This window comes from Variovorax gracilis (assembly GCF_030317115.1).
Classification (GTDB): Bacteria; Pseudomonadota; Gammaproteobacteria; order Burkholderiales; family Burkholderiaceae_C; genus Variovorax; species Variovorax gracilis.
Map to the genome: position 1 here is coordinate 95,509 of NZ_JASZYF010000012.1, position 26,708 is coordinate 122,216.

26 protein-coding genes and 2 pseudogenes are annotated in these 26,708 nt (G+C 64.7%); 13 read left to right on the forward strand and 15 right to left on the reverse strand.

All coding sequences use genetic code 11. From position 1 onward, the window contains the following. Positions 1–56: 56 nt before the first annotated feature. Complete coding sequence (locus QTH97_RS22200; protein WP_444813462.1) at positions 57–716, reverse strand: NUDIX hydrolase; 660 nt, start codon at positions 714–716, stop codon at positions 57–59. A 677-nt stretch (positions 717–1,393) separates the two neighbouring features. Between QTH97_RS22200 and QTH97_RS22205 the strand changes: the two genes are divergently transcribed. From QTH97_RS22205 to QTH97_RS22215, 3 genes are all read left to right on the forward strand, one after another. After that, positions 1,394–2,170, forward strand: a complete 777-nt coding sequence (locus QTH97_RS22205; protein WP_286570635.1) for an enoyl-CoA hydratase/isomerase family protein — start codon at positions 1,394–1,396, stop codon at positions 2,168–2,170. A 3-nt stretch (positions 2,171–2,173) separates the two neighbouring features. Next, complete coding sequence (locus QTH97_RS22210) at positions 2,174–3,193, forward strand: Bug family tripartite tricarboxylate transporter substrate binding protein (protein ID WP_286570636.1); 1,020 nt, start codon at positions 2,174–2,176, stop codon at positions 3,191–3,193. A gap of 117 nt (positions 3,194–3,310) precedes the next feature. Further along, on the forward strand, positions 3,311–4,537 hold the full coding sequence (locus QTH97_RS22215) for an acyl-CoA dehydrogenase family protein (protein ID WP_286570637.1): 1,227 nt from the start codon (positions 3,311–3,313) through the stop codon (positions 4,535–4,537). 82 nt (positions 4,538–4,619) lie between these two features. Here the strand turns inward: QTH97_RS22215 and QTH97_RS22220 are convergent, their stop codons facing one another. Continuing rightward, positions 4,620–5,588, reverse strand: coding sequence for a Bug family tripartite tricarboxylate transporter substrate binding protein (locus QTH97_RS22220; RefSeq protein ID WP_286570638.1), 969 nt, complete (start codon positions 5,586–5,588; stop codon positions 4,620–4,622). A gap of 202 nt (positions 5,589–5,790) precedes the next feature. Here QTH97_RS22220 and QTH97_RS22225 point away from each other — a divergent pair, with 202 nt between their 5' ends. Genes QTH97_RS22225 through QTH97_RS22240 form a run of 4 tightly spaced genes read left to right on the forward strand, consistent with a single transcriptional unit; the run spans position 5,791 to position 9,944 of the window. Beyond that, the gene (locus QTH97_RS22225; RefSeq protein WP_286570639.1) at positions 5,791–7,020 is read left to right on the forward strand and encodes a CaiB/BaiF CoA transferase family protein; all 1,230 of its coding nucleotides are present in this window, start codon (positions 5,791–5,793) and stop codon (positions 7,018–7,020) included. Continuing rightward, positions 7,020–7,637 (forward strand): glutathione S-transferase family protein, encoded by a 618-nt coding sequence (locus QTH97_RS22230; protein WP_286570640.1) that lies wholly within the window; start codon positions 7,020–7,022, stop codon positions 7,635–7,637. The genes QTH97_RS22225 and QTH97_RS22230 overlap by 1 nt, the downstream gene beginning before the upstream one ends. Further along, a complete protein-coding gene (locus QTH97_RS22235; RefSeq protein WP_286570641.1) occupies positions 7,630–9,162 on the forward strand; it encodes a 3-hydroxyacyl-CoA dehydrogenase in 1,533 nt (510 codons plus the stop codon). Before QTH97_RS22230 ends, QTH97_RS22235 begins: the two co-directional genes overlap by 8 nt. Further along, complete coding sequence (locus tag QTH97_RS22240) at positions 9,159–9,944, forward strand: enoyl-CoA hydratase-related protein (protein WP_286570642.1); 786 nt, start codon at positions 9,159–9,161, stop codon at positions 9,942–9,944. Before QTH97_RS22235 ends, QTH97_RS22240 begins: the two co-directional genes overlap by 4 nt. 70 nt (positions 9,945–10,014) lie before the next feature. Here QTH97_RS22240 and QTH97_RS22245 read toward each other — a convergent pair whose 3' ends face one another. From QTH97_RS22245 to QTH97_RS22280, 8 genes and pseudogenes are all read right to left on the reverse strand, one after another. Continuing rightward, positions 10,015–10,848: an amidohydrolase family protein gene (locus QTH97_RS22245; protein ID WP_286570643.1), complete on the reverse strand. Its 834-nt coding sequence runs from the start codon at positions 10,846–10,848 to the stop codon at positions 10,015–10,017. Next, on the reverse strand, positions 10,845–11,417 hold the full coding sequence (locus tag QTH97_RS22250) for a carboxymuconolactone decarboxylase family protein (RefSeq protein WP_286570644.1): 573 nt from the start codon (positions 11,415–11,417) through the stop codon (positions 10,845–10,847). Before QTH97_RS22250 ends, QTH97_RS22245 begins: the two co-directional genes overlap by 4 nt. A 108-nt stretch (positions 11,418–11,525) precedes the next feature. After that, positions 11,526–12,494, reverse strand: a complete 969-nt coding sequence (locus QTH97_RS22255) for a LysR substrate-binding domain-containing protein (RefSeq protein WP_286570645.1) — start codon at positions 12,492–12,494, stop codon at positions 11,526–11,528. 403 nt (positions 12,495–12,897) lie between these two features. Continuing rightward, on the reverse strand, positions 12,898–13,158 hold the full coding sequence (locus tag QTH97_RS22260) for a hypothetical protein (RefSeq protein WP_286570646.1): 261 nt from the start codon (positions 13,156–13,158) through the stop codon (positions 12,898–12,900). 506 nt (positions 13,159–13,664) lie between these two features. Next, entirely contained in the window at positions 13,665–13,898 is a 234-nt protein-coding gene (locus QTH97_RS22265; RefSeq protein ID WP_286570647.1) for a hypothetical protein, read from the reverse strand. Positions 13,899–14,003: 105 nt separating this feature from the next. Then, entirely contained in the window at positions 14,004–14,309 is a 306-nt protein-coding gene (locus QTH97_RS22270; protein ID WP_286570648.1) for a tripartite tricarboxylate transporter substrate-binding protein, read from the reverse strand. 104 nt (positions 14,310–14,413) lie between these two features. Then, positions 14,414–14,959 (reverse strand): annotated as a pseudogene (locus tag QTH97_RS22275) (Bug family tripartite tricarboxylate transporter substrate binding protein); the annotation flags it as partial. Next, the gene (locus QTH97_RS22280) at positions 14,956–16,449 is read right to left on the reverse strand and encodes an argininosuccinate lyase (protein ID WP_286570649.1); all 1,494 of its coding nucleotides are present in this window, start codon (positions 16,447–16,449) and stop codon (positions 14,956–14,958) included. The pseudogene QTH97_RS22275 and the gene QTH97_RS22280, both read right to left, overlap by 4 nt. Before the next feature lie 112 nt (positions 16,450–16,561). Here QTH97_RS22280 and QTH97_RS22285 point away from each other — a divergent pair, with 112 nt between their 5' ends. The 3 genes from QTH97_RS22285 (at position 16,562) to QTH97_RS22295 (ending at position 18,458) form a co-directional block, all read left to right on the forward strand. Beyond that, positions 16,562–17,488, forward strand: coding sequence for a LysR substrate-binding domain-containing protein (locus QTH97_RS22285; RefSeq protein ID WP_286570650.1), 927 nt, complete (start codon positions 16,562–16,564; stop codon positions 17,486–17,488). A 112-nt stretch (positions 17,489–17,600) separates the two neighbouring features. After that, a complete protein-coding gene (locus QTH97_RS22290; RefSeq protein WP_286570651.1) occupies positions 17,601–18,038 on the forward strand; it encodes an Hsp20/alpha crystallin family protein in 438 nt (145 codons plus the stop codon). A gap of 18 nt (positions 18,039–18,056) precedes the next feature. Then, positions 18,057–18,458, forward strand: coding sequence for an Hsp20/alpha crystallin family protein (locus tag QTH97_RS22295; RefSeq protein ID WP_286570652.1), 402 nt, complete (start codon positions 18,057–18,059; stop codon positions 18,456–18,458). A gap of 170 nt (positions 18,459–18,628) precedes the next feature. Here the strand turns inward: QTH97_RS22295 and QTH97_RS22300 are convergent, their stop codons facing one another. The 5 genes and pseudogenes from QTH97_RS22300 to QTH97_RS22320 all read right to left on the reverse strand — a co-directional run. After that, positions 18,629–19,363: a hypothetical protein gene (locus QTH97_RS22300; RefSeq protein WP_286570653.1), complete on the reverse strand. Its 735-nt coding sequence runs from the start codon at positions 19,361–19,363 to the stop codon at positions 18,629–18,631. 62 nt (positions 19,364–19,425) lie between these two features. After that, on the reverse strand, positions 19,426–21,402 hold the full coding sequence (locus QTH97_RS22305) for a CocE/NonD family hydrolase (RefSeq protein WP_286570654.1): 1,977 nt from the start codon (positions 21,400–21,402) through the stop codon (positions 19,426–19,428). A 308-nt stretch (positions 21,403–21,710) separates the two neighbouring features. Continuing rightward, complete coding sequence (locus tag QTH97_RS22310) at positions 21,711–22,079, reverse strand: hypothetical protein (RefSeq protein ID WP_286570655.1); 369 nt, start codon at positions 22,077–22,079, stop codon at positions 21,711–21,713. A gap of 37 nt (positions 22,080–22,116) precedes the next feature. After that, positions 22,117–22,647, reverse strand: coding sequence for a DUF995 domain-containing protein (locus QTH97_RS22315; RefSeq protein ID WP_286570656.1), 531 nt, complete (start codon positions 22,645–22,647; stop codon positions 22,117–22,119). Between the two features lie 214 nt (positions 22,648–22,861). Continuing rightward, positions 22,862–23,122: pseudogene (locus QTH97_RS22320) on the reverse strand (SMP-30/gluconolactonase/LRE family protein); the annotation flags it as partial. Between the two features lie 41 nt (positions 23,123–23,163). Between QTH97_RS22320 and QTH97_RS22325 the strand changes: the two are divergent. From QTH97_RS22325 to araD, 3 genes are all read left to right on the forward strand, one after another. Continuing rightward, positions 23,164–23,703: a LysR substrate-binding domain-containing protein gene (locus QTH97_RS22325; protein ID WP_286570657.1), complete on the forward strand. Its 540-nt coding sequence runs from the start codon at positions 23,164–23,166 to the stop codon at positions 23,701–23,703. Between the two features lie 143 nt (positions 23,704–23,846). Continuing rightward, complete coding sequence (locus QTH97_RS22330; RefSeq protein WP_286570658.1) at positions 23,847–24,935, forward strand: mannonate dehydratase; 1,089 nt, start codon at positions 23,847–23,849, stop codon at positions 24,933–24,935. Positions 24,936–24,948: 13 nt separating this feature from the next. Further along, on the forward strand, positions 24,949–26,679 hold the full coding sequence (gene araD / locus QTH97_RS22335) for an L-arabinonate dehydratase (RefSeq protein ID WP_286570659.1): 1,731 nt from the start codon (positions 24,949–24,951) through the stop codon (positions 26,677–26,679). Positions 26,680–26,708: the final 29 nt, after the last annotated feature.

Below are 26,708 nucleotides of genomic sequence, written 5' to 3' on the forward strand. Positions count from 1 at the left end.
GCGATCTCGCGATCCGCGCGCCCCACTTCACCTGTGCATCGAGCCCGACGGACGGGTCACTTTCTCGCGAAGACGGGTTGCTCGTAGTGCGCCACGCGGATGGCGTGGCCCGCGATGCACAACTCACGGAACTGATAGAGAAAGGCCGCGGTCGGTGCGGCGATCCACGTATCGCCGACGGGCATTCTCAAGACGGGGTTCGGGCTGTCCTCGATCGCATCGAGCAGGGGTGAATCCGATCGCATGAACTCGCTTAACGGGATGCGATGGACGCTCGCCACTTCGGCCTCGTTGATCACCAGGTCTTTCGCCATCCCCGCCCACATGACGACAGGCGTGATGACAAATCCTGATCGTGTCGTGAAGTCGTCCAGCTTGCCGAGCACCTGCGCCATGCCGAGTTCCAGTCCGACCTCCTCCCGAAGTTCCCGCAGCGCAGCCCCTTCGGGAGATTCTCCGGGGTCCATCCTTCCTCCAGGAAGTGCCCATTGACCCGCGTGCGCGCGAAGCTTCTCGGACCTGCGGGTCAGGAGAATCGCCGGTCCGCTGCTCCAGGTCGGGGGAGAATCAATGCCCGGAAGATCCGCGCCAGGCCCCTCTTCGAGCACCACGAGGGCGACCGCAGCGGGCCGGAACGCCTGCGAGTCCATCACGAGACGCTCCTGGCGTCCGAGGCCGGAACAGATGCGTCGTCTCAAGTTCTCGTCCACTGGCATCTGGAGGCGGGGTCACAGCCCTGAAGTGAATTACGGAAGCGGCGCGAACCGCGTCTGCTTCAGGGAAGTCCTCTGGGCGCGAGCCTGGATCACTTGCACGGGACCGATACCTCAGTAGACAGTTTCAAGTCTTCACCGCGATGACGGTCCAGCGATTGACTGGAGTGGTCTTGTAAGCCTCGGACTCGAGCGGCAACTCGCGTTCCTCATGCACCCCAGGGCCGAGCCAGGAACGTATGCGCAGCAGGGCGGCGGAGCGAAGAGGTCGTGTGATTGCGTCATGACCGGATCGTATCTCGGTCTCCCCGTCCCCAGGCCCAACGCCGATCGGGTGAGCGTATCACGGTCGATCGGCGCGACTCTGTCGCGCGTGAGCGACTGCTTCTGAAAGTCGCGAAATGGCGGTCAGGGCCCGTTGCGGTCGTCTATGGGGTTTACTGGAACGTCGGCGGTGCGGGAGAAGGGTCGTGCGGCCGTTCGCCGTCGTGCACGCTTGGCAGGTCGTCAAATGGGCGCAGCCTGCGTGTTTTGACTGGTGAATTTTCTCCGTTCCGCGCACGCGACTTGCCGAAAACTGCATACCAGCTCTGTGGGACCGATGGCTTCTTAGAGGTGGTCCCGTCACTAGACTGGCATACCGAACAAGACGAGCGCGCTTCGCGCCGGAAATGGAGACCATGGACGACCTGACCCAACTTAATTACGAACTGAACAACTTCGTAGCCACCCTCACGCTCAACAGCCCGCCAGTGAATGCGCTTACGCGCACGCTCAACGACGAACTCACGCTGGCCCTCGATCGCATCTCGGAGATGGACGAGGTGCGCGTCGTCGTGCTGACCGGCGCGGGCAAGGTGTTCTGTGCCGGCGCCGACCTTAAGGGCCGCGCGTCGGTCATCAAGGGGCCAGGCGACCTGCCTGCGCACTCTAGGCGGACTCGCGAGTGTTTCCACGCGATTCGGGAATGCGCCAAGCCGGTGATCTGTGCGATCAACGGCGCTGCGCTCGGCTCCGGTGTCGCGATGGCAGCCTCCAGCGACATCCTGATCGCATCGGAAAAAGCATCGCTCGGCCTGCCCGAAGTCGACGTGGGACTGCTCGGCGGCTGCCGCCACGCGATGCGGCTCTTCAGCCACTCCCGCCTGCGTCGGATGATGTTGACTGGCATGCGCGTGCCAGGGGCCGAGCTCTATCGCCTCGGCATCATCGAAGAGTGCACGACACCGGAGGACCTGATGCCCAAGGCGCTGGAGATCGCGGCCACCATCGCGTCCAAGAGCCCGGTGTCGACACGCATGGGCAAGCACACGCTGAACGTGATCGAGGACATGAGCCTGCGCGACGGTTATCGCTACGAACAGGACATGACGGCGCTGATCGGCAAGACCGACGACGCGAAGGAAGCGCAGCGCGCGTTCGCGGAAAAGCGCGCGCCGATCTTCACGGGACGCTGAGCCATGGCGCCCGCCGAGTCACGCTCACGTGCGGGCAACCTGCACCCGACCCGACGTGGAATGCTGCTGGCCTGCGGGTCGTTCGGGCTCTCGGCGCTGGGTATGCCTGCCCATGCGGCCGGGTATCCGGACAAGCCGATCCGCCTCGTCGTGCCGTTCCCCGCAGGAGGGGCGACCGACCTGATGGCACGCACCATGGGCCAGAAGTTGGCAGAACGACTCGGCCAGGCCGTGATCATCGACAACCGCGCCGGTGCTGGCGGTGGCATCGGCGCCGAAGCGGTGGCGACTGCGGCTCCGGATGGCTACACGCTGCTGTTTGCCACCATGGGTTCGCTCACCATCAACCCGAGCCTGTACAAGAACTTGCGCTATAACCCGGCCAAGAGCTTCGAGCCCATCACGCTGACGCACAACACATCGAACCTGCTCGTGGTCAATCCGGACGTGCCCGCCAAGTCGGTGGCTGACCTCATCGAGTTTGCGCGCAAGCAGCCCGGAGTGCTGACCTTTGCATCGGCGGGCAACGGCACGACCAGCCACCTGTCCGGCGAGCTCTTCAAGAGCCTGGCCAAGGTCGACCTGACGCACGTCCCCTACAAGGGGAGCGCGCCCGCGATGACCGACTTTCTCGGCGGTCGCACTTCGATGATGTTCGACACGGCGTCGAACTTCGTCGAATACGTCAAGACCGGGAAGGTGCGGCCGCTCGGGCTCACCGGCCGCAAGCGCCTGCCGACCCTGCCGAACGTGCCAACCATCTCGGAAACACCTGGCATGGCCGGCTACGAGATGTCGCTCTGGCTCGGCGTGCTCGCGCCGGCCGGCACGCCCAGCAACATCGTCGCGAAGTTGCATGACGAGATCGGCGCGGCCATGTCGTCGCCTGACATCGTCCGGCAGATGGCCGATGCCGGCATCGAAGTTCGTCTCAGCACGTCGAAGGAATTCGCGGCACTGATTCGCGCGGATACAGCGAAGTGGTCGGAGGTGGTGAAGCGCTCCGGCGTGCGCCTCGACTGATTTCCGATCGCCAGCCGCCTCGTCACACGCGAGACGGCTTCTTTTCATCGGCAGCGTTCTAATCTTGAACAGCAAGCGTCAGGACCGGACGCGGCCCTCAAGACTGAAGGACACACCATGTTTGCCGAACCCTCCCCCAAGACACAGGACCTGCTGCAGCGGATGCGGCAGTTCTTCGACCAGCACATCTATCCCAACGAGGGACGCTACTACGAGGAGATGGATGCATTCCGTCGCTCGGGCAATGCCTGGCAGGTGTCGCCGCTGATCGAGGAGCTCAAGCCGCTCGCGCGCGCCGCCGGCCTCTGGAACATGTTCCTGCCGCACGAGTATCGCGGCGTGCCAGGTATTTCGAACCTGGACTACGCACCTCTGTGCGAAGTGATGGGCCGTGTCTCCTGGTCCGGCGAGGTGTTCAACTGCTCGGCGCCCGACACGGGCAACATGGAAACCATCGAGCGCTACGGCACCGAGGCGCAGAAGGACCAATGGCTCGAGCCGCTGCTCGCCGGCCAGATCCGCTCCGGCTTCCTGATGACCGAGCCGGCCGTTGCCTCTTCGGACGCCACCAACATCCAGTGCACCATCACGCGCGAGGGCGACGAGTACGTCATCAACGGCCGCAAGTGGTTCTCGTCCGGCGCGGGCAGCCCGCGCTGCAAGATCTTCATCGTGATGGGAAAGACCGACCCGGACGCGCCGCGCCATGCGCAACAGTCGATGGTGCTGGTGCCGCGCGACACGCCCGGCGTGAGCGTGTTGCGCCACCTGTCGGTGTTCGGCTATGACGACGCACCGCACGGCCACATGGAAGTTCTGCTGGAAAACGTCCGCGTGCCGGCCGGCAACATCCTTCTGGGCGAAGGCCGTGGCTTCGAGATCGCCCAGGGCCGCCTTGGCCCTGGACGCATCCACCACTGCATGCGTTCCATCGGCGCCGCCGAGCGCGCGCTGGAGATGATGTGCGACCGCCTTCGTTCGCGCATCGCCTTCGGCAAGCCGCTGGCCGAGCAATCCGTCTGGCACGAACGCATCGCCGAGTCGCGCTGCCTGATCGACCAGGCGCGATTGCTGACGCTGAATGCAGCGCACAAGATGGACACGGTCGGCAATAAGGAAGCGCGTGCGGAGATCGCCATGATCAAGGTGGTCGCGCCCAACACATCGTGCAAGGTGGTTGACTGGGCGATCCAGGCGCATGGCGCGGCCGGCGTCAGCCAGGACTTCTGGCTGGCCGAGGCCTATGCGCACCAGCGCACAGTGCGCATCGTCGACGGCCCGGATGAAGTGCACCGCAATGCCATCGCCAAGCTGGAGTTGTCCAGGAGGCCGGCAGCAGCGTAAAGGGAAAAGTCTTCAGCGCCCGCACGGGCGCTGAAGACTGTGATTCGACCGGCCGACTCGGCCGATGCATTCGGCCGCCGCGCTATTCCAGCTTGGCGCCCACCGCCTTTGCCAGCGTGCCCCAGCGTTCCGACTCCGCGGAGATGAACGCTCCGAATTCCTCCGGCTTGCTGCCGACGACTTCCACGCCTTGATGATCGAATTGCTGCTTCAGTTCCGGGGAGCGCAATGCGGCACCGACGGAGGTGTACAGCTTGTTGATGATCTCGGGCGGTGTGCGAGCCGGGGCGAGCATTCCGTACCAGTTGTAGGCCTCGGCCTTGGGCAAGCCCAGCTCGCCGACAGTGGGCACGTCCTTGAGCACCGGGATTCGCCTGGCATCGGTCACCGCCAGCGCGCGCAGCTTGCCCGACTGGATGAAGGGCAGCACCACCGGGATGTCGACCATCATCATGTCCACCTGCCCGCCCATGAGGTCCGTCAGCGCGGGTGCCGCACCCCGATAGGGAATGTGGTTCATGTTGAGCTTCGCTTCGCGCTTGAGCAACTCGGCTTGCAGGTGCGGCGTGGTGCCGCTGCCGGCCGAGGCGTAGTTGATCTTGCTGGCATCGCCCGTGGCAGCGGCCTTCAGGTCGGCAAATGCCTTGAACTTCGAGTTGGCAGCCACGACCAGCACTGCAGGCACCTTGAGTGCCTGGGTGACGGCCACCAGGTCCTTCTGCGGGTTGTAGGGCATCGACGGCACGATGTGCGGAACGATGGCCAGCGCGCCGGCAGAAGAGAACAGCAGCGTGTAGCCATCCGCCGGCGATTTGGCAACGGCGTCGGCGCCGAGCAGGCCGCCCGCACCCCCTTTGTTGTCGATGATGATGGACTGGCCCAGCGACGTACTCAGCCGGGAGCCCAGCGCACGCGCTGTCTGGTCGACAGGACCGCCTGCGGGGAAGGGCACGATCACGCGGATCGGCTTGGTCGGGTAGGCCTGCGCCCATCCTGAAGTTGCGGCCAATGCAAAGGCAAGTGTCGCGGCGGATTTGAGAAGTCGATTCATGGTCAATGTCTCCGGTTCGTGATGAATGGACTTTAGGAACATGGCCGTCGCGTGGCACCGGTCTTCCGCGCAAACCTGCTATGCGGACCGGTGCAGTGCAGGCCGCCGGTATGCGCCGCGGCGCATCACAGCGTTGCCGCCGAGGGCGTAGCCCGGAACGCATCGCAATTCCAGAATTGTCCCCATCCAAAGGAGACTTCACATGACCACCGCCAAAGGCCCCCTCTCGCATGTCAAGGTGCTTGATCTGAGCCGCATCCTCGCCGCCCCCTGGGCCAGCCAGATCCTCGCCGACCTCGGCGCCGACGTGATCAAGGTCGAACGGCCGGGCGCCGGCGATGACACCCGCACCTGGGGCCCTCCGTTCCTGAAGGACGCCGAGGGCAAAGACACCAAGGAAGCGGGCTACTACCTCGCCGTCAATCGCGGCAAACGCTCGATCACGGTGAGCCTCGAAAAGCCCGAAGGGCAGAAGATCGTCAAGGCGTTGGCCGCAAAGGCGGACATCGTGCTGGAGAACTACAAGGCCGGCACCCTCAAGCGCTACGGGCTCGATGAAGCATCGCTGCGCGAGGTCAACCCGCGCCTCATTTACTGCTCGGTCACCGGCTTCGGCCAGACGGGACCGCGGCGCGACCAGCCCGCGTACGACTTCCTCATTCAGGCCATGGGCGGCCTGATGAGCGTGACCGGCGAGAAGGACGGTCGCCCGGGCGGCGGACCGCAGAAGGTCGGCATCCCGATGGTCGACCTGATGACCGGCATGTACACCGCCGTCTCAGTGCTGGCCGCTTTGGCACGGCGCAACGAAACGGGCGTCGGCGACAACATCGACATCGCGATGCTCGACGTGCAGGTCGCCACCCTGTCCAATCAGGCCATGAACTATCTGGTCTCGGGCAAGGTGCCGCGCCGCAACGGCAACGCGCATCCCAACATCCAGCCGCAGGACGTGTATGGCTGTGCGGACGGCGATGTGATCCTGGTGGTGGGCAACGACGGCCAGTTCGCGAAGCTGTGCGAGGTGTTCGGGCGGCCCGACTGGATCGTCGACGAGCGCTTCGCCACCAACGCACAGCGGGTGCGCAACATCGGCGAACTCTCGGGCATGTTGCGCGACGTCTTCGCCGAGTGGGAACGCGACCGGCTGATTGCAGCCCTCGACAAGGCCGGCGTGCCTTGTGGCCCCATCAACACCGTGGCGGATGTGTTCAAGGAACCGCAAGTCAAGGCGCGCGAAATGCTGCGCTACGTGCCGCACCCGAGCGGGGTCGACGTGCCCCAGGTGGTCAGTCCGATGCGCTTTGCCGAGTCGCCGCTGCAGACACAGTCCGCACCGCCGCTGCTTGGCCAGCACAGCGACGACATCCTGGCCGAGCTGGGCTACAGCCCTGGATGCATCGATTCCCTGCGAGCCGCGGGAGCGATCTGATGACGGAAAAGATGAAACTGCACTGGTCACCCAAGTCGCCCTATGTGCGAAAGGTGATGATCTGCGCGCACGAACTCGACGTCGTGCACAAGCTCGAGCTCGTGCGCTCGGTGGCGGCCATGCTCAAGCCCAATGCGACCATCATGAAAGACAACCCGTTGTCGAAGATCCCGACGCTGGTGCGCGAAGACGGCTCAACGCTATTCGATTCGATCGTGATCTGCGAATACCTGAACGATCGGGCCGGCGGTTCGCTGTTCCCTGTGCAGGGCGAGGCACGATGGCAGGCGTTGCGCTGGCATGCGCTGGGGGATGGCCTGCTCGATGTGCTGATCCTGTGGCGCAACGAGCGCGAACGCGAGCATCCGTTGCAGGCGCTGACGGATGCCTTCGAGCTCAAGACCCGCGCTGCGTTGAAATTGCTCGACGCAGAGGCCGACCCGATCGGCGGCGCGCCGTTCTCCATCGGTCACGTGACGCTTGGCTGCGCCCTCGGGTATCTCGACTACCGCTTCGACTCGCTGGACTGGCGCGCGCTGGCGCCCCGTCTCGCCGCCTGGTTTGCAACCTTGCAGGCTCGGCCGTCCTTCCAATCCACGGAGCCTGTCGATGGCTGATCAAACTACCTCGAGCTGCGGCGATGCGTTGCCGCGGAACAAGAGCGTCATCGTCGTCGGTGCTGGCACCATGGGAAGCGGCATCGCGGAGGTCGCTGCCGCCGCCGGACACACCGTCTACCTGCGCGACGCCAGCGACGCGGCAGTCGAGCGGGGCCTCGGCATGATCCGCGCAAGCCTGGACAAGCGGGTGGCGCGCGGCAAGCTCGACAGCGCGGCGCGCGACGAAGTGTTGAAGCGCGTTCAATCCACACTGCCCGACGGCGCAATGGCCGAGGTCGGTCTCGTGATCGAGGTCATCTACGAAGACCTCGAGTCCAAGGTCAACGCGCTCTCGGCGCTGGAAAGCCAGTTGCCTGTCGATGCCATCGTCGCCACCAACACCTCCTCACTGTCGGTCACCGCGCTGGCCGGTCGATTGAAGCGACCGGAGCGCGTCGTCGGCATGCATTTCTTCAACCCGGCCACCGTGCTGCCGCTGGTGGAAGTTTTCAGCGGCCACGTCACCGCGCCCGACGTGGCGCAGACGATCTTTGCGACGGCGCTGGCCTGGGGCAAGACGCCGGTGTACTGCCGCTCGACGCCGGGTTTCATCGTCAACCGGGTCGCGCGTCCGTTCTACGGCGAGGCTCTGCGGCTGTTGCAGGAGCAGGTGGCTTCGCCCGCGACCCTCGACGCCGTGATGCGCGAGTCCGGCGGCTTCCGCATGGGGCCGTGCGAACTCATGGACCTGATCGGCCACGACGTCAATTTCGCCGTCACTCGTTCGGTATACCAGGCCTTCTTCGACGATCCGCGCTACAAGCCGTCGCTGATGCAGAAGGATCTCGTCGATGCCGGCTGGCTGGGACGCAAGTCGGGCCGAGGCTTTTTCGACTACCGCGACGGTGCAAGCCCTGTCGTGATTGACGAGCTCGCGACGAACAGGAAGCCGTGGGTCGTTCGCGTCGAGGGTGACCTCGGCCCGGCGCGACCGCTGGTCGATCTGCTGGTGACGCTTGACGACATTCGCCTGGAGCGGACGGCAGGTGATGGCCTCTTGCGCGTCGACGGGCTCGTACTCGCGTTGACCGATGGCCGCACGGCGACCGAGCGGGCCGCCGCGCTGGGCGAGGCGGTGGTGCTGTTCGACCTCGCCCTTGACTACGCCACGTGTGGCCGAATTGCGATTGCCGCGGCGGCCCAGGCGAGCGCCGTCGACGTCCTCAAAGCCGCGGGCCTGTTCGGCGCACTAGGCAAGCGTGTCTCGCAGCTCGCGGACGTGCCCGGCATGTTGGTCATGCGCACGGTGGCCATGCTGGTCAACGAGGGCGCTGAAGCCGTCTACCAGGGCATCGCCTCCGCCGACAGCGTCGACGCGGCGATGACAAAGGGCGTCAACTACCCCGTCGGTCCGATGGCATGGGGCCGCGACATCGGTCTGGCAACCGTGCTTCGTACGGTTCGAAATCTGGGCGCAAGCTATGGCGAGGACCGCTACCGCGGTTCGGTGTGGCTGCAGCGCGAAGTGCAGGCCGCGTCATGAACGCCGAGACCCTTTGTCCGGTGGTGCGCAGCGAGCGCAGAGGCCGCGTCGGCATCGTGACCATCGATCGGCCGGAGCGTCGCAATGCCCTGAATCTCCAGGTCAAGCACGACCTGGTCGAGCACCTGGAGGCGCTGGCGAGCGACGATGCCATTGCCGCCGTAGTACTGACCGGCAGCGAAGGCTATTTCGTCGCTGGCACCGACATCGGCGAGATGTCGACCATGCGTCCGAATGACCATGTGCGCCTGGACACCGACCGGGTCTTCCACGTCGTGCGGCAACTCTCGAAGCCGGTGATCGCCGCGGTGGAAGGCTACGCGCTGGGTGGTGGCTGCGAACTGGCGCTGGCCTGCGACATCATCATCGCAGCGGAGGACGCCAAGTTCGGCCAGCCCGAAATACGGGTCGGAATCATGCCCGGTGCGGGCGGCACGCAGCGGCTGCTGCGCGCCGCGGGGCGCTACAAGACGCTGCTTTGGAGCCTGACCGGCGACATGATCCCGGCCGGCGACGCCTACATGGCCAACGTCGTGAGCGAGTTGGTTCCGACCGGGCAAGCGCTTGCGCGGGCCATCGAATTGGCTGGACAGATCGCCGCCATGCCACCGCTGGCCGTTCAGTCCATTCGCGACGCGGTGCGTCTCGGTGCGGACGTGCCGATGGACACCGCGCTTGCACTCGAGCGCCGCTACTTCGAGCGGCTGTTCGACAGCGAGGACCAGAAGGAAGGCATGCGCGCATTTCTTGAGAAGCGCACTCCACTCTACGAGGGGCGCTGATCCGAGCTCCCGCAGCCGGCAAGAACCGACAACCCGGCCCGCGGAAGCTGTCTCGCCGCGGTGGGCGTTCTCATCGGTAAAGGCCTTGCGGGTTGATACGCAGCACCCTGTCCGCGACAACTTTGCTCCCCGCCCATTCCTTGAACATCGAAAGCAATTGCGCGGTATCGGGAACGGGCGTCACGCGCAAGTGGGGCCAGTCGCTGCCCCACACCAGACGCTCGGGGTTGGCTTCGATCATCCTTTGCTGGAACGGCCGCCCCGCTTGCCAGTCGGATGATCCGAGCAGGTTGCGGTAGGCGCAAAGCTTGACCCAGACCTTGCCGGTTGCCAGCAGGTCGAGCAGTGTGCGGAACCCTGCATCGTCGACGCCAGCGGTCACGTCGAAGCCTCCCATATGGTCGATCACGATGGGGACGGGCAATCCCAGCAACTGCGGTGCAATGGCCGGCAAGGCCTTGCAGTCTGTCCAGAGTTCCGCATGCAGGCCGGCATCCGCCAACGCAGGGGCCAACTCGCACAGGTCGTCGAATGACGCGCTGCCCGCGAAGTTGGTGCCAGGGCCGCTGCGATGGCTGAAGCGTGCGCCACGCACGCCGCGCTCACGCAAGCCGCCAAGCGCCAGTGGATCACCAGGTTGCACCACGACCACGCCGCGCAGGGCGGGCTGCGCGGACAGCGCATGCAACAGCAACGAATGGTCCTTGCCATACGCACTTGGATGCACCAGCACGCCATGGCCAAGGCCGAGTCGTGCGAGCAGGTCCAGATAGGTCGCCTCGATGGCTTCAGGTGGCGTGTAGCTTCGCTCGGCCGCCAACGGAAAGCGATCGTACGGACCGAACAGGTGGGCGTGGCAATCCCACCCCTCGGCAGCATCCCTGGCGCTTGCCGCGTCGCTCATTGCAGCGCTGCTTTCTGAGGCAACGGGAACGCTGGCGCCACGCCTTCCGGCAGCGGAATCTCGTGGCAATTGAGCGTCATGGCGACCATCGTGTAGTAGCCGACCAGCGCCGTCAGTTCAACGACGGTCCGCTCGCCGAAACGCGCAAGGGCGACCGCGTAGGTCGCATCGGAAACCGAGTTGTAGCGATTGAGCTCGACCGCGTAGTGGTAGACGGCGGCGTCGTCTGCCGACATGCCCGGCGGTTCGGTCTGCGCGAGAAGCGCTTCGATGATCGGGGGCTCGATTCCGGCTCTTTCTCCCTCGGCGCGGTGGGCGTACCACTCGAAAGGCGAATTGCAGGCGCGCCCGGTGACGAGGATTGCGATCTCGGACAGCCGCGGCGGCAGGGTCGTGCCGTAGCGCAGCAGGGCGCCGATCGCCTGCCATTTGTCCGCGAGCTCCGGGTTGTGGAGCGCGGCGCGAAGTGGACCCTGAATGCGCCCGCGCGGGCCGGAAATAATCTTGTCGTAGACGGTGCGCTGCTCGGCATTCATCGTTTCAGGCGCGGGCAGGGAAATTCTTGGCATGCTGTTGTCTCCGGTGATCGATCGTTGCCGACGAGCTTAGGGGACGAGCGCAGGCTGCGCATCTGCGCCCACCGCAACGCTGCTATGCACGCGCGTGCAAGGCCGCGGCTACGCAGGACCGCCGAAATGCCACATGCCGGTGCGTGCGCTGTCTTCCACGATGCCGACGATCTCCGAGGCGACAGCCGACACGGCCCGGCCAGGCCCCTTGCTGCGCGCCAATGCCATGGAAACGACCCGTTGCAGCGGCGGCGAGACGATCCTGGCGGCTTGCAATCGGCCTTCCTGCACCTCCGTCCATACGGCGTGAATGGGCAAGACGGTGTAGAGCCTGGCTTCGGCGACCGTCGATCGCATGAGCGGAAGCGAATCGGCCTCCAGAGCCGGCGCGAGCGTGATGTGCTCCTGACGCGCCATGGCGTCGAGCGCTGTCCGCAGTCCGTTGGGCGCGCTCGGCAGGATGAACGGCAGCTCGTGCAGCGATGAGAAGGGGATCTCGGGTGCCTTCGTGAGCCGGTCGCCTGCCGGACCGATCAGGTAGCTGTCGACGGTAGCCAGCGCTTGCTCCAGCTCGTGCAGCGCGTTGCCGTAACGATAGAGGATGGCGATGTCGACGCGCGCATCGGCCAGCCATTCCTCGACCTGTCCGCTAGAGCCCTCGAGGATCTTGAGCTGAATCCCGGGATGACGATCGCGCAACTGCTTGAACAGGCGGCCGACGATCGGATTGGTGATCGAAGGCAGCGATCCGATGGTGACCCGGCCCGAGGGCTCACGCGCCTCACCGTGGATTTCCAGCTCGAGTTGCTCCGCATCCGAAAGCAGTGCCTTCACCAGCGGGAAGATGCGCTGACCCACATCCGACAGCGCCACGCCGCGCCCGGTGCGGTTGAAGAGGCGTGCTTTGCATTCCCGTTCAAGCGCATTCAGATGACGACTCAGTAGCGACTGGTTGCTGTCCAAGAAAAGTGCCGCGCGCGTCAGGCTGCCGAGCTCGGCGATGGCGAGAAACGCGCGCCACTTCTGAAGATCGGATGTGATGTCGAGCTGGATCTGGGTGGCTTTGCCGGATTGCATGGGACTTCGCTCGCAGCGGGGGATGCGAACGATTGTCCTGCGCTTGAGCGGGGGGCGAATGCCGGCTTTCCCTCAGAGTGCCCTTGTTATTGGGATACTCAAGAGGCCACCCGTGAGGCGTCGGCTACAGACCGTTAGGCTCCTGTGGTGACGGCGCGATCGCCACCACACAACGCTGACGTCGCCGACGACCAGCCGATTTGACCTTGCGACTCTTGAGCCGCATTGCCCGGTCGTAACTCGGCAGTTGGCCGATCTTGTCCTGACGGTGGGCTTCTGCCAGTTGGTGTGCAACTTTCTCACTGCCTTCGGCGTTCCGCTCGAAAGCCAAAGCCAAAACTCGGCTGACAATCTCTTTCGATAAAGTTGGTGCAGGCAGGCCAGGTCTTCATGACCAGTCTGACTACAGTTCGGCGGGCTTCGTCTCTATGCCCCATTCAGTGCGCGTTCCCGACAAACGCCGCAAGGCGGTCTTTACGCCCGCAGGCAGGTCATCCGCCTGATGCAATCGAATTGCGGCGAGGCCAGCGGAGGTGGCCGAATCGTGAGTCGGCATCGGGCCGCGGGCGTAGTCGACCACACGCGTCCGCCAGACAACCATCCAGTAGAAGTGCCCTGGGATGGACTCCTCGACGATCAGCGCATATTCAATTTTCTTCGTCACTGCCGCTTCCACGAAGTAGGGAACAGCCCTATTGGGCATGGGGCGCCCACCAGATGCGAAGGGCAGATTTCACGGCCGAGCGCAAATCTTTGTGGCCGCGCATTCAGTGATCGAGGCGAGTTCTTGGCGGCCCAACCGGTCGCGGATCTTCGTTGCAGATTGGGCTGGACATTCGGGACCCACGGGAGCCGGTCGCAGCGCGCGAACCGACTCCGTCTGACCGCTGGGAGCGCCTCTTCCCAGCCGATGTCAGTCATGGAGTCGGTGTCGATAGGTCAAAAGTAGGCCCGCACGAGGCGGGCCTGAAGGGGTTGGTCCTTGATGCCTACCCAGGGAGAATCCGTGCCCTCAGATTACTCGCCTCATGGCCATTCACAAGTCCGCCAAAGGTTCACGTGGGCGGGACTATTTCACGAACTTGATTGCGATCTCGCAGGTGCTTCGTTCATTAAGCCACGCAACGTGATCGGTGATCCGTAGGCAATGTGATTCGCTCGCGCGCAGCGCTAGGCCGCGCGTTCGTGGCGGGTGGCCGCCGCGTACAGATCATCCGCGAAGCCAGGATCGCTGCGCACGAACCTGTCGGCCATCGCTCGCAAGTCATCGGCCTCCTGAGCTCGGGTCCGCGCCGCAGGGGAAGCAGAGGCGGACTTGAAGGACAGGTTGCGCTTCACAAGGCTGAGCAATGCGCCGGGCGCGCCGCCCGAAAAGATGGATAGAGCGAGATGAGTTGCAACCATGGCCGTCCTCCCAGTGAGATCAAAGACATGGATGATATAGGGTTAACACCTATTAAACAAGGGTTTACCCTATATCGCAGCGCCAGGCGCGCGTGACTTCGATCCCTATTCGACCGTTGCGCCCGAGCGCTTCACCACGTCGGCCCACTTGACGCGCTCGGACTGAATGTATTTCTTGAGGTCCTCCGGCGTCGAGCCGATCGGCTTGACGCCATCCGCCGCGAAACGCTCGCGCAAGTCCTTCGATTGAAGCGCGGCCACCGAACCGTCATGCAGGCGCTTGACGACCTCCGCAGGCGTGCCGTGCGGCGCAAGCAGGGCATACCAGACCCCGGACTCGTAGCCGGGCACGCCCGACTCCGCGATGGTCGGAACGTCAGGCAGCGCCGGCGAGCGTTGGCTGGACGACACGGCGAGAACCCGGATCTTGCCCGCCTTGATCTGCTCCTTGCCCCGTAGCTCACGAACATCGCTTGCACGTTGCCCGCGAGGAGGGCGGTCAGCGCCACGCCGCCGCCCTTGTAGGGCACATGCACGAGATCGACGCCGGCCATCGACTTCAGCAGCTCCATGGACAGGTGCAGGCCGCTGCCGTTGCCCGTCGATGCATAGGACATGTCGCCGGGTTTCGCCTTCGCGAGCTTGATGAAATCGGCGAGGTTCTTCACTGGCAGCGATGCGTTGACCGCGAGGAAGTACGGTGCCGAACCCAGCAGCGTGATGGGCGCGAAATCATGGATCGCGTCATAGCGCAGCTTGGGGTACAGGGCCTGGTTGATGGCCAGTTGCGAGGTGAGGGCGAGCACCACCGAATAGCCGTCGGCCGGTGCCTGCGCCACGTACTCCATGCCGATGTTGCCGCCCGCGCCGCCGCGGTTGTCGATGAAGAACGAGCTGCCCAGCTGCTTGCCCAGCTCCTGGGAAAGCGGGCGGCCCACCACGTCGCCGCCGCCACCCGGCGAGTAGGGCACGACGATGCGCACCGGCTTGTCCGGGTAGGGCGCGGCCAGGGTCGAAAGCGATACGGTCAGGACCGCCAGCAGCGAGAGAAGTCTTTTCATGATGTTGTCTCCGGGTTTGAAGGAATGGTGGTGAGGGAGGCTGTCGTGCCGTTCGCGATCACTGCAACGGCGGCATCCAGTTGCGCCTCGGCGAGCGACAGGCGGGATCGGCAGGACTGCGTCCACGCAAGATCGGCGGCGACTGCCTCCCGCTGGCGGGCCAGCATCCGGTCCACCTCGGCGATCTGCGGGCCGCCCGCGCCCTGGCGGCCGAAGACCATGTACTCGGGACCCGATACCTCGGCAAATGCCTTCGCGTCCAGGGGGAAGGGCTGGGATGCCATGGACTCGTAGATGCGCGCGGCCTCGCGATAGGGAATCTCGCGCAGGCTGAGCCGGCGCGAGCGGCCGAAGTCCGTCAGCGCAGAGGCGAAGTGATGGCCGATGCGGAACGGGACGTCGGCGCGCTGCAGCAAGGCGTCGGCGATCTCGGTCGCCGTCGAGTAGTCGGCATGGACCTCTGCCAGCGCGCGCTCCTTGTCGACGACAAGCCCGCCGACAACCTTGCGCAGGAGCTCGAGCACGGCGAGGACGCGGGCACTCGGCACCGGATCGTAGGACCGGTAGTCGAACATTCCCGTGCGCACGTTGTGGGCCATGAGGGAGACGGCCTGCATTTCGCCCAGGAGCATGCTGCTCTGCACGCGCAGCTGCTCCAAGGCAGCCGGATTGCGCTTCTGCGGCATGATGCTGCTGACCCCTACGAGCTCGCCCCGCTGCAGGGTCACCCACGGCGCCGGCGCCGCGTACTGCGCGTGAAGGTCCTGCGCGAACTGACCGATCTGCACGGCCGTGATGCCGAGTGCCGCCGCCACCTCCAGGCTGGTGTCGACCGGCGCGAGATGATTCGCGTCATAGGCGTTCTCGACCGGCCCGTCGAATCCCAGCAGCGAAGCCAGGCGATGGCGATCGAGCGCGAAGCTCGACGTCGTCAGGGCGCCCGCACCCAGGGGCCCTTGGTTGACATGTGCGTAACCGCCCCGCAGCCGGGACGCACTGCGAGCGAGCGCGCTGTCCACGCCGAGCAGGTAGTGAGCCAGTGTCGTTGGCTGGGCCTGTACGCCATGCGTGTAGGCCGGGACGATGGTTTCCCTGTGCGCCTGTGCAAGAGCGAGCAAGGCCTGGCGGGCACGGATCAGGGCATCGCATTCGTCCAGCACCCCCGCGCGGAGATTCATGCGGGCGATGGTCGCCGAGATGTCCTGCCGGCTGCGCCCGCAATGCAGCCGCGATGCATCGGGGCCTACCGCGGCCAGCAGCTTCGGTTCGTAGTCGAGGTAGTCGGCTGACCACGGCCGGGGCTTGCCGTGCTCGGACTGGATCACAGCGACGATGCCGGTCGCGATGCGCCTGGCCACGTCCGCCGACACGATTCGCGCATCGGCCAGGGCGACGATGGAGGCCTTGTTGATCTGGTCGAGGTATTCGAGCGCGCGTCCGCCACCGCGGAAGCTCGCGTTGACGTCGTGGGAATCGGCTGGCTCTTGCATGTCTGTCGCTTCGGGATTGCTTGGGTGAGTCGATTCTTGATGCCGCAGACCATTGTGTGAAATGAATATTCAGGTCGCTATCATTGCCAAGAAGGAATAGTCGGAGAGAACGATGCCCATCACCTTCCAGCAACTCCAGTGCATGCGCCAGGTGGTCGACAGCGGTTTCAGCGTGTCGCGCGCGGCCGATTCGCTCCACACGACGCAGCCCGGCGTGAGCAAGATGGTTCGCGCGCTTGAAAAGGAGATCGGCGTCGAGCTGTTCGTGCGATCCGGCAACCGGCTGACGGCGCTGACCGAGCCCGGCAAGGAAGCGCTCTCGCTATGTGCCCGGGTCCTGCAGGACGCACAGGCCCTCAAGCGCCTGAAGCAGGACCTGCCTGCCGATAGCGAAGGCACGCTGCGCGTGGGGACGACGCACATCCACGCGCGCTATTCGCTGATCGAGGTGACGCGGCAATTCCTTTCTGTCTATCCGCAGGTGAAGCTGGAGTTCACGGTGGGTCCGCCGTCCCAGATCCTAGCGGGCGTGACGGCGGGAACCATCGACATCGGCCTTTGCACCCTCCCGGATCCGATGCCCAAGGGCGTGGTGTCGGTGAAGGCGTACGACATCGACCGGTGTCTGATCGTGCCTCCGCGGCATCCCCTGTTGAAGATGGGGAAGCTGACGATGGAACAGATCGCGCGATGGCCGCTCATCACCTACGACAGCAGCTACACGTCCGGCTCGGTCGTCCAGGGCGAGTTCCGCAGGCATGGCATCACGCCCTGGGTCGTGATGCGCGCCATGGACGCCAGCATCATCAAGGCCTACGTGGCCGCGGGCGTCGGCGTCGCGGTGCTCCAGAAGATGGCGTTCAACGCGGCGCTGGACAGGGATCTGCGCTCCATTCAGGTCGATCATCTGTTTCCGTCGTCGAGCGCGATGATCAGCTTGCGAAGGGATCATCTGTTGAAGAAGTTCGCCTTCGATTTCATCCGGATGGTTGCGCCCGAATGGTCGCGCGAGGCGATCGAGGCCAAGCGGGTTGCGTAGCCGGGATGTACGTCATCCCCCTTGAACTCGCGCGGGCAGCCCTTAGTTCCGATACCGGAAGCGCTGGAGACGCCTCCGGCGCTCCGTTCAACCTTGAATGGAGGTATTCGCCATGTATCGATCCCTGTTCCCTCGCGACATGTTCGCGGAGGTGGATCGCCTGCAGCGCGAGATGCAGCAGGCCTTCGATCTCTCCCCCACCATCCGTGGCTTCGGCCGCAGCGGCTTTCCGGCACTCAACGTCGGCGGCACCGCCAAGACGGTCGAAATCTATGCCTTGGCCCCGGGCGTCGACCCCGGGACGCTGGAGGTCCATCTCGACCGCGGCATCCTGACCATCGCCGGCGAGCGCAAGGGCGCCGCGCCGGCTCCCGATGGGAAGGAAACGTTGCACATCAACGAGCGTTTCGAAGGTGCCTTTCGGCGTGTACTGACCCTGCCTGACGACGCGGACCCCGAGTCCGTCGAGGCCAAGGCGCGCGACGGGGTCGTGCACATCACGGTGCAGCGCCGGGCCTCGTCGCTGCCGCGGCGCATCGCCATCCAATGAATGACCGGGAGAAACGACATGAACGACATCCAGAAGACAAACGACACCGCTCGCACGCCGGCGCACACGGAGGACCGGCGCTACGCCGAGTCCTCCCTGACGCCCCCCGTGGACGTGATCGAGGACAGCTCCGGCATCACGCTGTATGCCGACCTGCCGGGCGTGCCCCGTGACAAGCTGCACCTGAACGTCGAAGCGGACTCGCTGACCATCGAGGGCGAGATCGACCTGACGATCCCGGAGGGGCTGCAGACAAGCCACACCGAGGTCGGACTGGGCCGGTTCCATCGCGTCTTCACGCTGAGCAAGGAACTCGATACCGAGAAGATCTCCGCGGAGTTGGCGCAGGGCGTGCTCAAGCTGCGGATTCCGAAGGCGGAGCACGCTCAGCCGCGACGGATCAACGTGCAGGTGAGTTGAGCGGCTGGGCCGGGCGGGTGCGGCAGTCGTTGCCCGCTCGCCCAGGCAGGACTTGCCTCTGCGTGATGCAAGCTACGGCGCACCGGGCGCCGATGGGCGCCGTGGACTGAAAGGATCGCGCGGCCAGGACGGCCACGACGGCCGCGAACGCGACGCCTGTTCGCAATCCGCTAGCTCGTGCGCAAGAAGCGCAGGACGACGAAGCCAAGGCCTGCCGCGACCGCCACCGAGGAGATGGCACCGACCATCACGACGACGACGTCCGTGGAGGATTCCTCGGGACCGCTCTGCGGCGGCGTCGAAGCCTTCAGGCTCGCTGTGCCCTCGGAAGAAGCGAACGGACTGTACAGGGCGCCAGCCGAGCCATTGGTATCGGCGAGCGCAGACGCTTGCGCCGCAACCGTCGATCCGGACTGTGTTCCGGCGGCCTGGTTGCCGGGCCCGTAGGCCCGGTGATTGCCGAGGATCAGCGGGAGGTCCGACTTGCATTCGAGCATGGTTGCTCCACTTGACGCGAGCTTGATCTCGAACTGTGCCGTGTCTTCGGTCCCAGTCTCGCCAGCGTCGGTGAAGGTAAAGATGATCGACGCAGCCAGTCCGTTGAAGGTCCCGAGGCCTTCGCCGTAAAAGGTCTCCATGCGAGTGGCGGGACGATTCTGAGCAGCGGGCTTGTCCCAGCTGCACAGGCCCTTTTTCAAACGGGTCAGATGGAAGTCCGAACCGCCGGACAGACCGATCTCCAACCTGTTGGGCCCTGCGACGTCGGATCTTTCGACATCAGTCCCCGTTGCGCAGTTCAATTCGAACGTGTGGGTCACCCTTTGCAGGGTGACATCAGGGCAGAAGAAGGCGCCACTGCCTGTCATGCGGCCGGCTTCGTAAGCCCATGCGGGTCCCAGCATCATCCACGCGGTTGCCACCGTGCAAAGGATTCGGGACATGTGCATGGGCTTGCGACGCTCAGCCTTCACGGACTCGGGATTCGCACCGTGGTGGCAACAGGCAACTCCAGACGCGAGGTGTGGTGCCTGTCATGCAATACGACCTGCAGCGCCGAGACACTGAGCACGCTTTCCGAGTCGTCCAGGCCGGTGTTCAGGTTGCGGGCGAACTGGGGAAAGTTCGATGAGGAGATTTCGACCCGGATGCGATGGCCCTTCTTGAAGACGGTGCCGGCGTTGCCGAGTTCGATGGTGTACTCGTACGGCGTGAGAGGCCGAATCAGGCTCGGTGGCGACTTCGAGCCTTCACGGAACCGCGCCCGTACGAGTCGGTCGAGCACGTTGTGCGCAAAGCCATCCAGATGCACATCCACCAGCTTGGCGGTGAAGTCCGTGTCGCGCGCCGACGAAGCGGCCCACAGCACCACCTTGACAGGTCCGATGACTGCCATGTCCTCCGCCAGCGGCTCGCTCGTGTAGACGAGGACGTCGTTGCGCGCTTCGACTCGCGTCTGATCGTGGGCGCCGGCGGCCAGCAACTGAGGCTGGCAGCACAGATTCCCGCCTACGGTCGGTACCGGGTCGTTCGGGTGATAGACGAACTGGTCGGGAATGCTGGAGCGCAGTTCCTCCAGAAGACGGCGCCTGCCGCCGTTCGATGCGGAATCCTCCCAAGGCGGGGTGGAATCCAGCTTGCCGTCGCCCGCGCTGCTGTTGGCTCGCCCGGCACTGGTGAAGAAGTAGGTGGTGTTGCGCGTGCCGGGCAGCGGGTATTGATCTGCGTGGACCCAGAAGCCGCTGCCTTGGGTCCCGGTGTCCGGCGGATTCAGAACATAGAGTTGGACGGCCGGGTCCCTCTCCACGCCGTTGCTGATGCCCTTGAGATAGCGGTCGAAGAAGCGCAGCTCGGTGGTGATCGGTGGGCTCGCCGTGCCCCAGCTGACTTGTCCGCTGGTGCCCGCATGCCCGCAGCAGGTCATGATCAGCTTGCTTCCTTCACGAGCCTCGGCGGTGCCACCATTGGCCCTCATGCCCTGGAAGTTCCTGACGGTCCCCACCTGGAAGATGTCGTACCAGGCGCCGCTGTTGAGCGTCGGCACGCGCACGTTCTGATAGCGCGGCTCGACATCGAGGGCCTGCCAGTAGGCATCGTAGTCGGGGTGGTCAAGCCACTCGTAATAGTACGGTGCGATCGACCTGAATTCGGGGAATGCCTTCAGGGGAAGTTGCCACACCCAGTTCGAGGTCAGCTCGCGGTTGCTGCGTTCGGTGAAGGCCGCCACCTGCGCATTCGCCTCTTCACGCGACATGCCGGAGGCGAGGAGCTGGCGAAGCATTGTTTCCTTTCCCAATGTGAGAGGAATCCAGCTCTGGGCAAACCAAAGCGCGAACGCCCCGTTCACATAAGTCCAGTGATCGTGATAGTCGGATGCGGTGATGTTGGGGGAGATCGCCGCCAGGCTCGGAGGGGTCTGGATCGCTGGCTGCCATTGCGTCAAGCCGACGTACGAGCCGCTGAACGTGCCCACTTTCCCGGTTGACCAAGGCTGGCGCGCTGCCCACTCGATGGCGTCGTAGCCGTCGTTCGCTTCCTGGCGCATCGCATCGAAAATGCCATCCGAGCGGTACAGCCCGCGAACGTCCTGGTTGAGGGCCGCGTAGCCGTTGCGTGCATAGGTCTGCAGTGCCGTGTTGGCGCAGCTGACGTCCGCGGGCGCCCCATTGCGGTTGTAAGGGGTCCGCTGCATGACGACCGGATAGCGGCCCGCCGCCAATGGAAGGTAAACCTCCGTTGCCAGCCGAACGCCATCGCGAGTCGTTGCGTATTCGATGTGGCAAGTGACGTCTGGCGCAGATTGGCCGTGCGCCAGACCGGCGGCACAGAACACCAATCCCGCCAACGCCTGCAGGACAACCGGTTTGCCTGAACGGTCGCCACAAGTCAGCGCGACGCTGCTCGCAAGCTCTGCATGTCCATGGCACGTGTCGGGTGGGAGGTTCATCAGGCTCTCCTTGTGCATGTCCGGCCAAGCACGACGCTTTGGCCCGTCGTGGAGCTGAGAAATATAGACAGCGTGCCGCAAGGTTCAAGCAGCGATGTCATGTGAAAAGACATGCCTGTGCGTTGCCGGCCGCGCTCTATCGCGGGTGCACATCCAGCCCTGTGGTCTTGCCCCTCCTGAGCTTGGATTGAGATGCGAAAGGCAGGCATCGTCCGCGCGGAAGTCAGACAACGCGGGCTTCGCCGACTTTCTGATCCCGCGCATTGCGCTTCGCGAGGCATCGCGAAGCCACGCGTCTCCCTGGAGTGCTATTGAGCCTTCAGCGTCACAACCTCGCCGTTCCTGTTGCGGCGATACAGGAGGTTCTCGCCGACGATGCGGACCTGGTTGCAGGTCTTCCCATTGACGGGATCGTCCACGCAAAGACTTCCGTCCTCGGTGCGCCAGGTCCCGAACTCCTTGGCCTGCGGGAAGATGACGTCGAACTTGCCGTCGCTGCGGAAGTTGAACTGGGCACTGATCCCGTCCTGACGGGTTCCGACGAACTTCTTGTCCTTGATGAACTCCGTGATCTCCGCAGCCTTCGGTACCGGTGCATCGGGTGGAAAGGCCGGCAGCCCCTGGGCCCAGGCGGACGAGCACAGAGCCAGTGTCAGGCTTGCGAGGATGGTTTTCATGGACTGCCTTTCAGGTTGAAATCGTCGCGCCAGGAAGTCAGCTGCCGAAGCGGACCTCGCCGTATCTCTCCGCCTTCATGGACGGCGTCATGTTTTCCGGTGCCATGAAGAGCCTTGCGTCCATCCGGTAGACCGCGTAGCAGGACTTCTCGGTCGCTACCTTTCCGTTGTCCTTGGTGATCCAGTCGATATGGAGACAGTAGGTCTTGTCGTGCAGGGCCCATCGCCCGTGTCCCCATGCGCCAGTCGTGGGGGTGCGGCCATATTCCATCGTCATGGTGGTCTGAGCGACGAAGGTGCCGTCGGCCCCGCTGGTCCAGCGCTGCACGGCGCCGTTCGGGGTGAGCCGGACAAGGACCGTTCCGGGGCGAGCCAATCCATTGAGCTCCCCCGCAGAGAGAATCTTGCCTTCGCGCACAAGATCATCCCCGGTGACGGAGGTGAGCTGGATGGAGCTGCCACCAGTCGCACACCCGCCGGCGGCAAGCGCCATGCCGGCGAAGCCGACGAGTCGGCTGCCCAGTGCCCGCATGCAGGACGGAAATCGGCATCTTGGCAGCGTGAGCATGGTTGCCGGGGATCTTAGATGACCTCGGCTGGACTGCAAGCTTTAGTTCTACTGAAGATGCTCTTGCGGACAACGCGGTGCGGCTGTATCGGATGGACCTTTCGGCGACTGATCATCTCCGTGCGACGGCGTAACGAGAGTGATCGCGTGGGGTGGCTCCGTCGATGGGGATCTTTTGTCGTGCACGAACTGGGTCGCTCTTCCACATCGGACTTCAGGGCGATACGTTGTCGGACATTCGTTTCTCCGCGCCCCTTGTGTTCACGTAGAGCGCGTAGATCGAGTGACTGCTGGCCATGAAGAGGCGATTGTTGTCCGCGCCGCCGAAGCAGAGGTTTGCGCAACGCTCGGGAAGCCTGATGTGGCCGATGGCGCTCCCTTGAGGGTTGAAGACCATCACACCGTCCAAGGCGCCTGCGTCGGCGTCTGCCGAGCCGTCGCTGCCCCAGCCTGCCCAGATGTTGCCGTCCGCATCGCGCGCAGTTCACGTCCGCGCATCCGGACGTGGTGGTCGTGTTGAACCACGCACAGACTGCGGACCAAGTCGCCGCGCTGCGACAGGGGCGCGTGCAGATCGTTTTCGAGCGATGGCTTCCGGACGAACCGGACATTCGCGGCGCATTTCTCACGCGCGAGCCGCTGTTCCTCGCGCTCAGCGAGCGCCACCCGCTGGCGCAACGGGACGTGGTCGACTTGAAGGCGCTTCAGGGGGAGACGCTGATCACCGGCGCCGCGCCCAACCTGATCGCGGGCGCGCTCGAAATCTGCCGAAGGCATGGGTTCGAACCGAAGTTCGCCGCGCCGGTCCATGACGTGGTGACGGCGACCCTCTCGGTGATCACCGGGCGCGTCGTGTCCCTGGTGCCCGAATCCATGCTGAACGTGCATTTCCCGGGCATTGCGTATCGTCCGCTCAAGACCGGCGCAGAAGCATCGATGGATCTGCATTTCTATCGGCTCAAGGACGAAGCGTCGCCTTTGCTCGACGCGATGCTCCGGACCATCGATGAGTTCATCCGTCTGAGGGACGCCGGACGACTGCCGCCAGGGGCGTGACGCGTCTTTGAGGATGGTGTCGGTCGTCCCGCTATCTGGGACGGCGCGGGGATTCGCGAGCGTCGGAGCGCGTAGCGGGCTTTACGATGAACACGTGTCCATCCAAGATGAAGCCTCCACATTGACGAGGCAACAAGACGGACATGTACATCAGTGAACAGCTCCTCAACCCCGACGAACGTAGGCTGCGTCTGTCGACCCAGCTCGGCGTGCAGCACGTCGTGCTCGACAACCGCGGCACCGAACTGGTTTCGGCCGCGGGTGGCGTCAGCGCCTGGGACGCCTCAAAGCTGCGCGACTATCGCCAATGGGTCGAAGGCTTCGACCTCCGGCTGGATGTCTTCGCGCTGGATGTCGGCTCCATCCTGCTCGATTCGCTGACCGACATCGAGAGCGCGAAGAAGCAGCGCGCCATGCTGGCGCAGAACATCCGGAAGGCGGCCGACGCAGGCATCACCTGCCTCAAGTACAACGTCCAGATGGTGGGCATCACGCGAACCGGCCTCAAGCCAGGGCGGGGTGGTGCCAGGAATTCGGGCTTCGTCCATGCCGAGTACTCGGCCACTGACGACCAGAAGCACTCGTACTGGGGAGTCGGCTATCCGAGCAACCAGGAAGAGGGCGGTTCCGCCTCGGCGATGCTCTGCGGCCAGAAGATGGCGCGCGAGGTGCCGCCCGTGACCGAGAAGGCCGGGTGGGATGCGATCGAGTTCCTGGTCGAGGGGCTGGTGCCCGCGGCCGACAAGGCCGGTGTACGGCTGGCATGCCACCCGCACGACCCTGCGTATCCGGTCGGCGGACTCAACGGGATCGAGCACGTGGTCGGCTCGGCCGATGGCCTGCGCAAGTTCCTGGCGTTGTCGCCGAGCAAGAACCATGGCCTCAACTTCTGCCAGGGCACGGTAGCCGAGATGTTCAAGGAGCCCGGCAAGGCGATGATTCCGGTGATCGAGGAAATTGCCTCGACGGGACGCATCTTCATGGTCCACTTCCGCAACATCCGCGGCGGCTACCTCGACTTCCAGGAGGTGTTTCCGGACGAGGGCGATGTCGACATGTTCCAGGCCATCAAGGCCTACCAGCGCGGCGGCTATGCTGGCCCGCTCTGCCCCGACCACGTGCCGGTCTCGGAGATCGACGAGGGCCGGGAGCGCTTCATGTCCTTCGCGCTCGGCTACACGCGGGGCTTGCTGCAGGCCGCGGGCACGTGGTCGACAGCGGCCCGGAACTGAAGTACATCGCTGTATGGCCGAACTCAGGAAACTGCGCAGCCAACGCTGGCTCGCCGACGACGACTTCCGCACCTTCAACCATCGCAGTCGCATCATGCAGATGGGCTACGACCGGAAGGACTGGGAAGGCAAGCCCCTGGTCGCGATCATGAACAGCTGGTCGGACTACAACCCCTGCCACATGCACTTCCGCCAGCGCGTCGACGACGTCAAGCGGGGCGTGCTGCAGGCCGGCGGCTTTCCGCTGGAGATGCCCACCCTCTCGCTCAACGACTCGATCGTGAAGCCTTCCGCGCTGCTCTACCGCAACATGATGGCGATGGAGGTGGAGGAGATGATCCGCTGCTATCCGGTCGATGCCGTGGTGCTGATGGGCGGTTGCGACAAGACGACTCCGGCCATGCTGCTCGGGGCCACGAGTGCGGATGTGCCCGCGATCTTCCTGCCGGCCGGACCCATGCTGCGCGGCAACTCGCGCGGCAAGACCCTCGGCTCCGGCTCCGATGCGTTCAAGTTCTGGGACGACCGGCGCGCGGGCCTCATCACCGAGCCCGAGTGGGACAGCATCATCAGCGGCATCGCGCGCAGCCCCGGCACCTGCATGACGATGGGAACGGCCAGCACCATGACCGCGATTGCCGAGGCGCTCGGCATGGCCTTGCCCGGCGCGTCGAGCGTGCCCGCGGTCGAGGCCGGCCACCAGCGCATGTCGGCGCAGGTCGGCCGTCGCATCGTCGAGATGGTGCACGAGGACCTGCGGCCCTCGCGCATCCAGAGCCGCAACGCTTTCCTGAACGCCATCACGGTGGCCATGGCGATGGGTTGCTCGACCAACGCGATCATTCACGTGATTGCCATGGCGCGGCGCGCCAAGGCCGACATCAGCCTCGACGACTTCGACGCGATCAGCCGTCGGGTGCCGGTGATCGCGAACGTCAGGCCCAGCGGCACGAGCCAGTACCTGATGGAAGACTTCTACTTCGCCGGTGGCCTGCCCGCCCTGATGAAGCGCATCGACTCGCATTTGCATCTCGGCGAGCCCACTGTCACCGGCAAGACCGTCGGCGAAAACATCGAAGGCGCCCAGGTCTACAACGACGACGTGATCCGGGCCCTGGACAACCCGGTCTACACCGAAGGCGCACTGGCGCGCCTCAAGGGCAACCTGGCGCCCGACGGATGCGTGATCAAGCCGAGCGCGATGAGCGCGAAGTTCCTGAAGCACAGCGGGCCGGCAGTGGTGTTCGACGACTACCCGTCGCTCAAGAAGATGCTTGACGACGAAGACGCCGACATCACGGAGGACCACGTGATCGTGCTGCGAAACGCCGGCCCCAAGGGCGGCCCGGGCATGCCTGAATGGGGCATGGTGCCGATTCCGGTGAAGCTGCTGAAGCAGGGCGTTCGCGACATGCTGCGGGTGAGCGACGCGCGCATGAGCGGCACCAGCTACGGCGCCTGCGCACTGCATGTCGCGCCCGAGGCGTACATCGGCGGCAACCTTGCGCTGGTGCGAACCGGCGACATCATCAGCATCGACGTGCCGAACCGTACGCTCGATGTGCAGGTCAGCGATGAAGAACTGGCGCGTCGACGCGCCGGATGGACCCCCCCGCCGCCGCGCTTCGGCCGTGGCTACGGATGGATGTTCACCGAGCACATCCTGCAGGCAGATCAGGGCTGCGACATGGACTTCCTGCAAACGCAGTTTGGCGAGTCCGCGGGAGAGCCCGACATCTTCTGAGCGTTCGCGCCGCGGGCGACCAAGCCAGC

Excerpts from the sequence above, each read along its gene's own strand:
- QTH97_RS22300 (WP_286570653.1), bottom strand. The coding sequence starts at position 19,363 with ATGATGCTGGGACCCGCATGGGCTTACGAAGCCGGCCGCATGACAGGC.
- QTH97_RS22230 (WP_286570640.1), top strand. The coding sequence starts at position 7,020 with ATGACGGAAAAGATGAAACTGCACTGGTCACCCAAGTCGCCCTATGTG.
- QTH97_RS22225 (WP_286570639.1), top strand. The coding sequence starts at position 5,791 with ATGACCACCGCCAAAGGCCCCCTCTCGCATGTCAAGGTGCTTGATCTG.
- QTH97_RS22255 (WP_286570645.1), bottom strand. The coding sequence starts at position 12,494 with ATGCAATCCGGCAAAGCCACCCAGATCCAGCTCGACATCACATCCGAT.
- QTH97_RS22200 (WP_444813462.1), bottom strand. The coding sequence starts at position 716 with ATGCCAGTGGACGAGAACTTGAGACGACGCATCTGTTCCGGCCTCGGA.
- QTH97_RS22265 (WP_286570647.1), bottom strand. The coding sequence starts at position 13,898 with ATGGTTGCAACTCATCTCGCTCTATCCATCTTTTCGGGCGGCGCGCCC.
- QTH97_RS22235 (WP_286570641.1), top strand. The coding sequence starts at position 7,630 with ATGGCTGATCAAACTACCTCGAGCTGCGGCGATGCGTTGCCGCGGAAC.
- QTH97_RS22250 (WP_286570644.1), bottom strand. The coding sequence starts at position 11,417 with ATGCCAAGAATTTCCCTGCCCGCGCCTGAAACGATGAATGCCGAGCAG.
- QTH97_RS22205 (WP_286570635.1), top strand. The coding sequence starts at position 1,394 with ATGGACGACCTGACCCAACTTAATTACGAACTGAACAACTTCGTAGCC.
- QTH97_RS22285 (WP_286570650.1), top strand. The coding sequence starts at position 16,562 with ATGCCCATCACCTTCCAGCAACTCCAGTGCATGCGCCAGGTGGTCGAC.
- QTH97_RS22315 (WP_286570656.1), bottom strand. The coding sequence starts at position 22,647 with ATGCTCACGCTGCCAAGATGCCGATTTCCGTCCTGCATGCGGGCACTG.
- araD (WP_286570659.1), top strand. The coding sequence starts at position 24,949 with ATGGCCGAACTCAGGAAACTGCGCAGCCAACGCTGGCTCGCCGACGAC.
- QTH97_RS22295 (WP_286570652.1), top strand. The coding sequence starts at position 18,057 with ATGAACGACATCCAGAAGACAAACGACACCGCTCGCACGCCGGCGCAC.
- QTH97_RS22210 (WP_286570636.1), top strand. The coding sequence starts at position 2,174 with ATGGCGCCCGCCGAGTCACGCTCACGTGCGGGCAACCTGCACCCGACC.
- QTH97_RS22245 (WP_286570643.1), bottom strand. The coding sequence starts at position 10,848 with ATGAGCGACGCGGCAAGCGCCAGGGATGCTGCCGAGGGGTGGGATTGC.
- QTH97_RS22240 (WP_286570642.1), top strand. The coding sequence starts at position 9,159 with ATGAACGCCGAGACCCTTTGTCCGGTGGTGCGCAGCGAGCGCAGAGGC.
- QTH97_RS22310 (WP_286570655.1), bottom strand. The coding sequence starts at position 22,079 with ATGAAAACCATCCTCGCAAGCCTGACACTGGCTCTGTGCTCGTCCGCC.
- QTH97_RS22330 (WP_286570658.1), top strand. The coding sequence starts at position 23,847 with ATGTACATCAGTGAACAGCTCCTCAACCCCGACGAACGTAGGCTGCGT.
- QTH97_RS22220 (WP_286570638.1), bottom strand. The coding sequence starts at position 5,588 with ATGAATCGACTTCTCAAATCCGCCGCGACACTTGCCTTTGCATTGGCC.
- QTH97_RS22290 (WP_286570651.1), top strand. The coding sequence starts at position 17,601 with ATGTATCGATCCCTGTTCCCTCGCGACATGTTCGCGGAGGTGGATCGC.
- QTH97_RS22215 (WP_286570637.1), top strand. The coding sequence starts at position 3,311 with ATGTTTGCCGAACCCTCCCCCAAGACACAGGACCTGCTGCAGCGGATG.
- QTH97_RS22280 (WP_286570649.1), bottom strand. The coding sequence starts at position 16,449 with ATGCAAGAGCCAGCCGATTCCCACGACGTCAACGCGAGCTTCCGCGGT.
- QTH97_RS22305 (WP_286570654.1), bottom strand. The coding sequence starts at position 21,402 with ATGAACCTCCCACCCGACACGTGCCATGGACATGCAGAGCTTGCGAGC.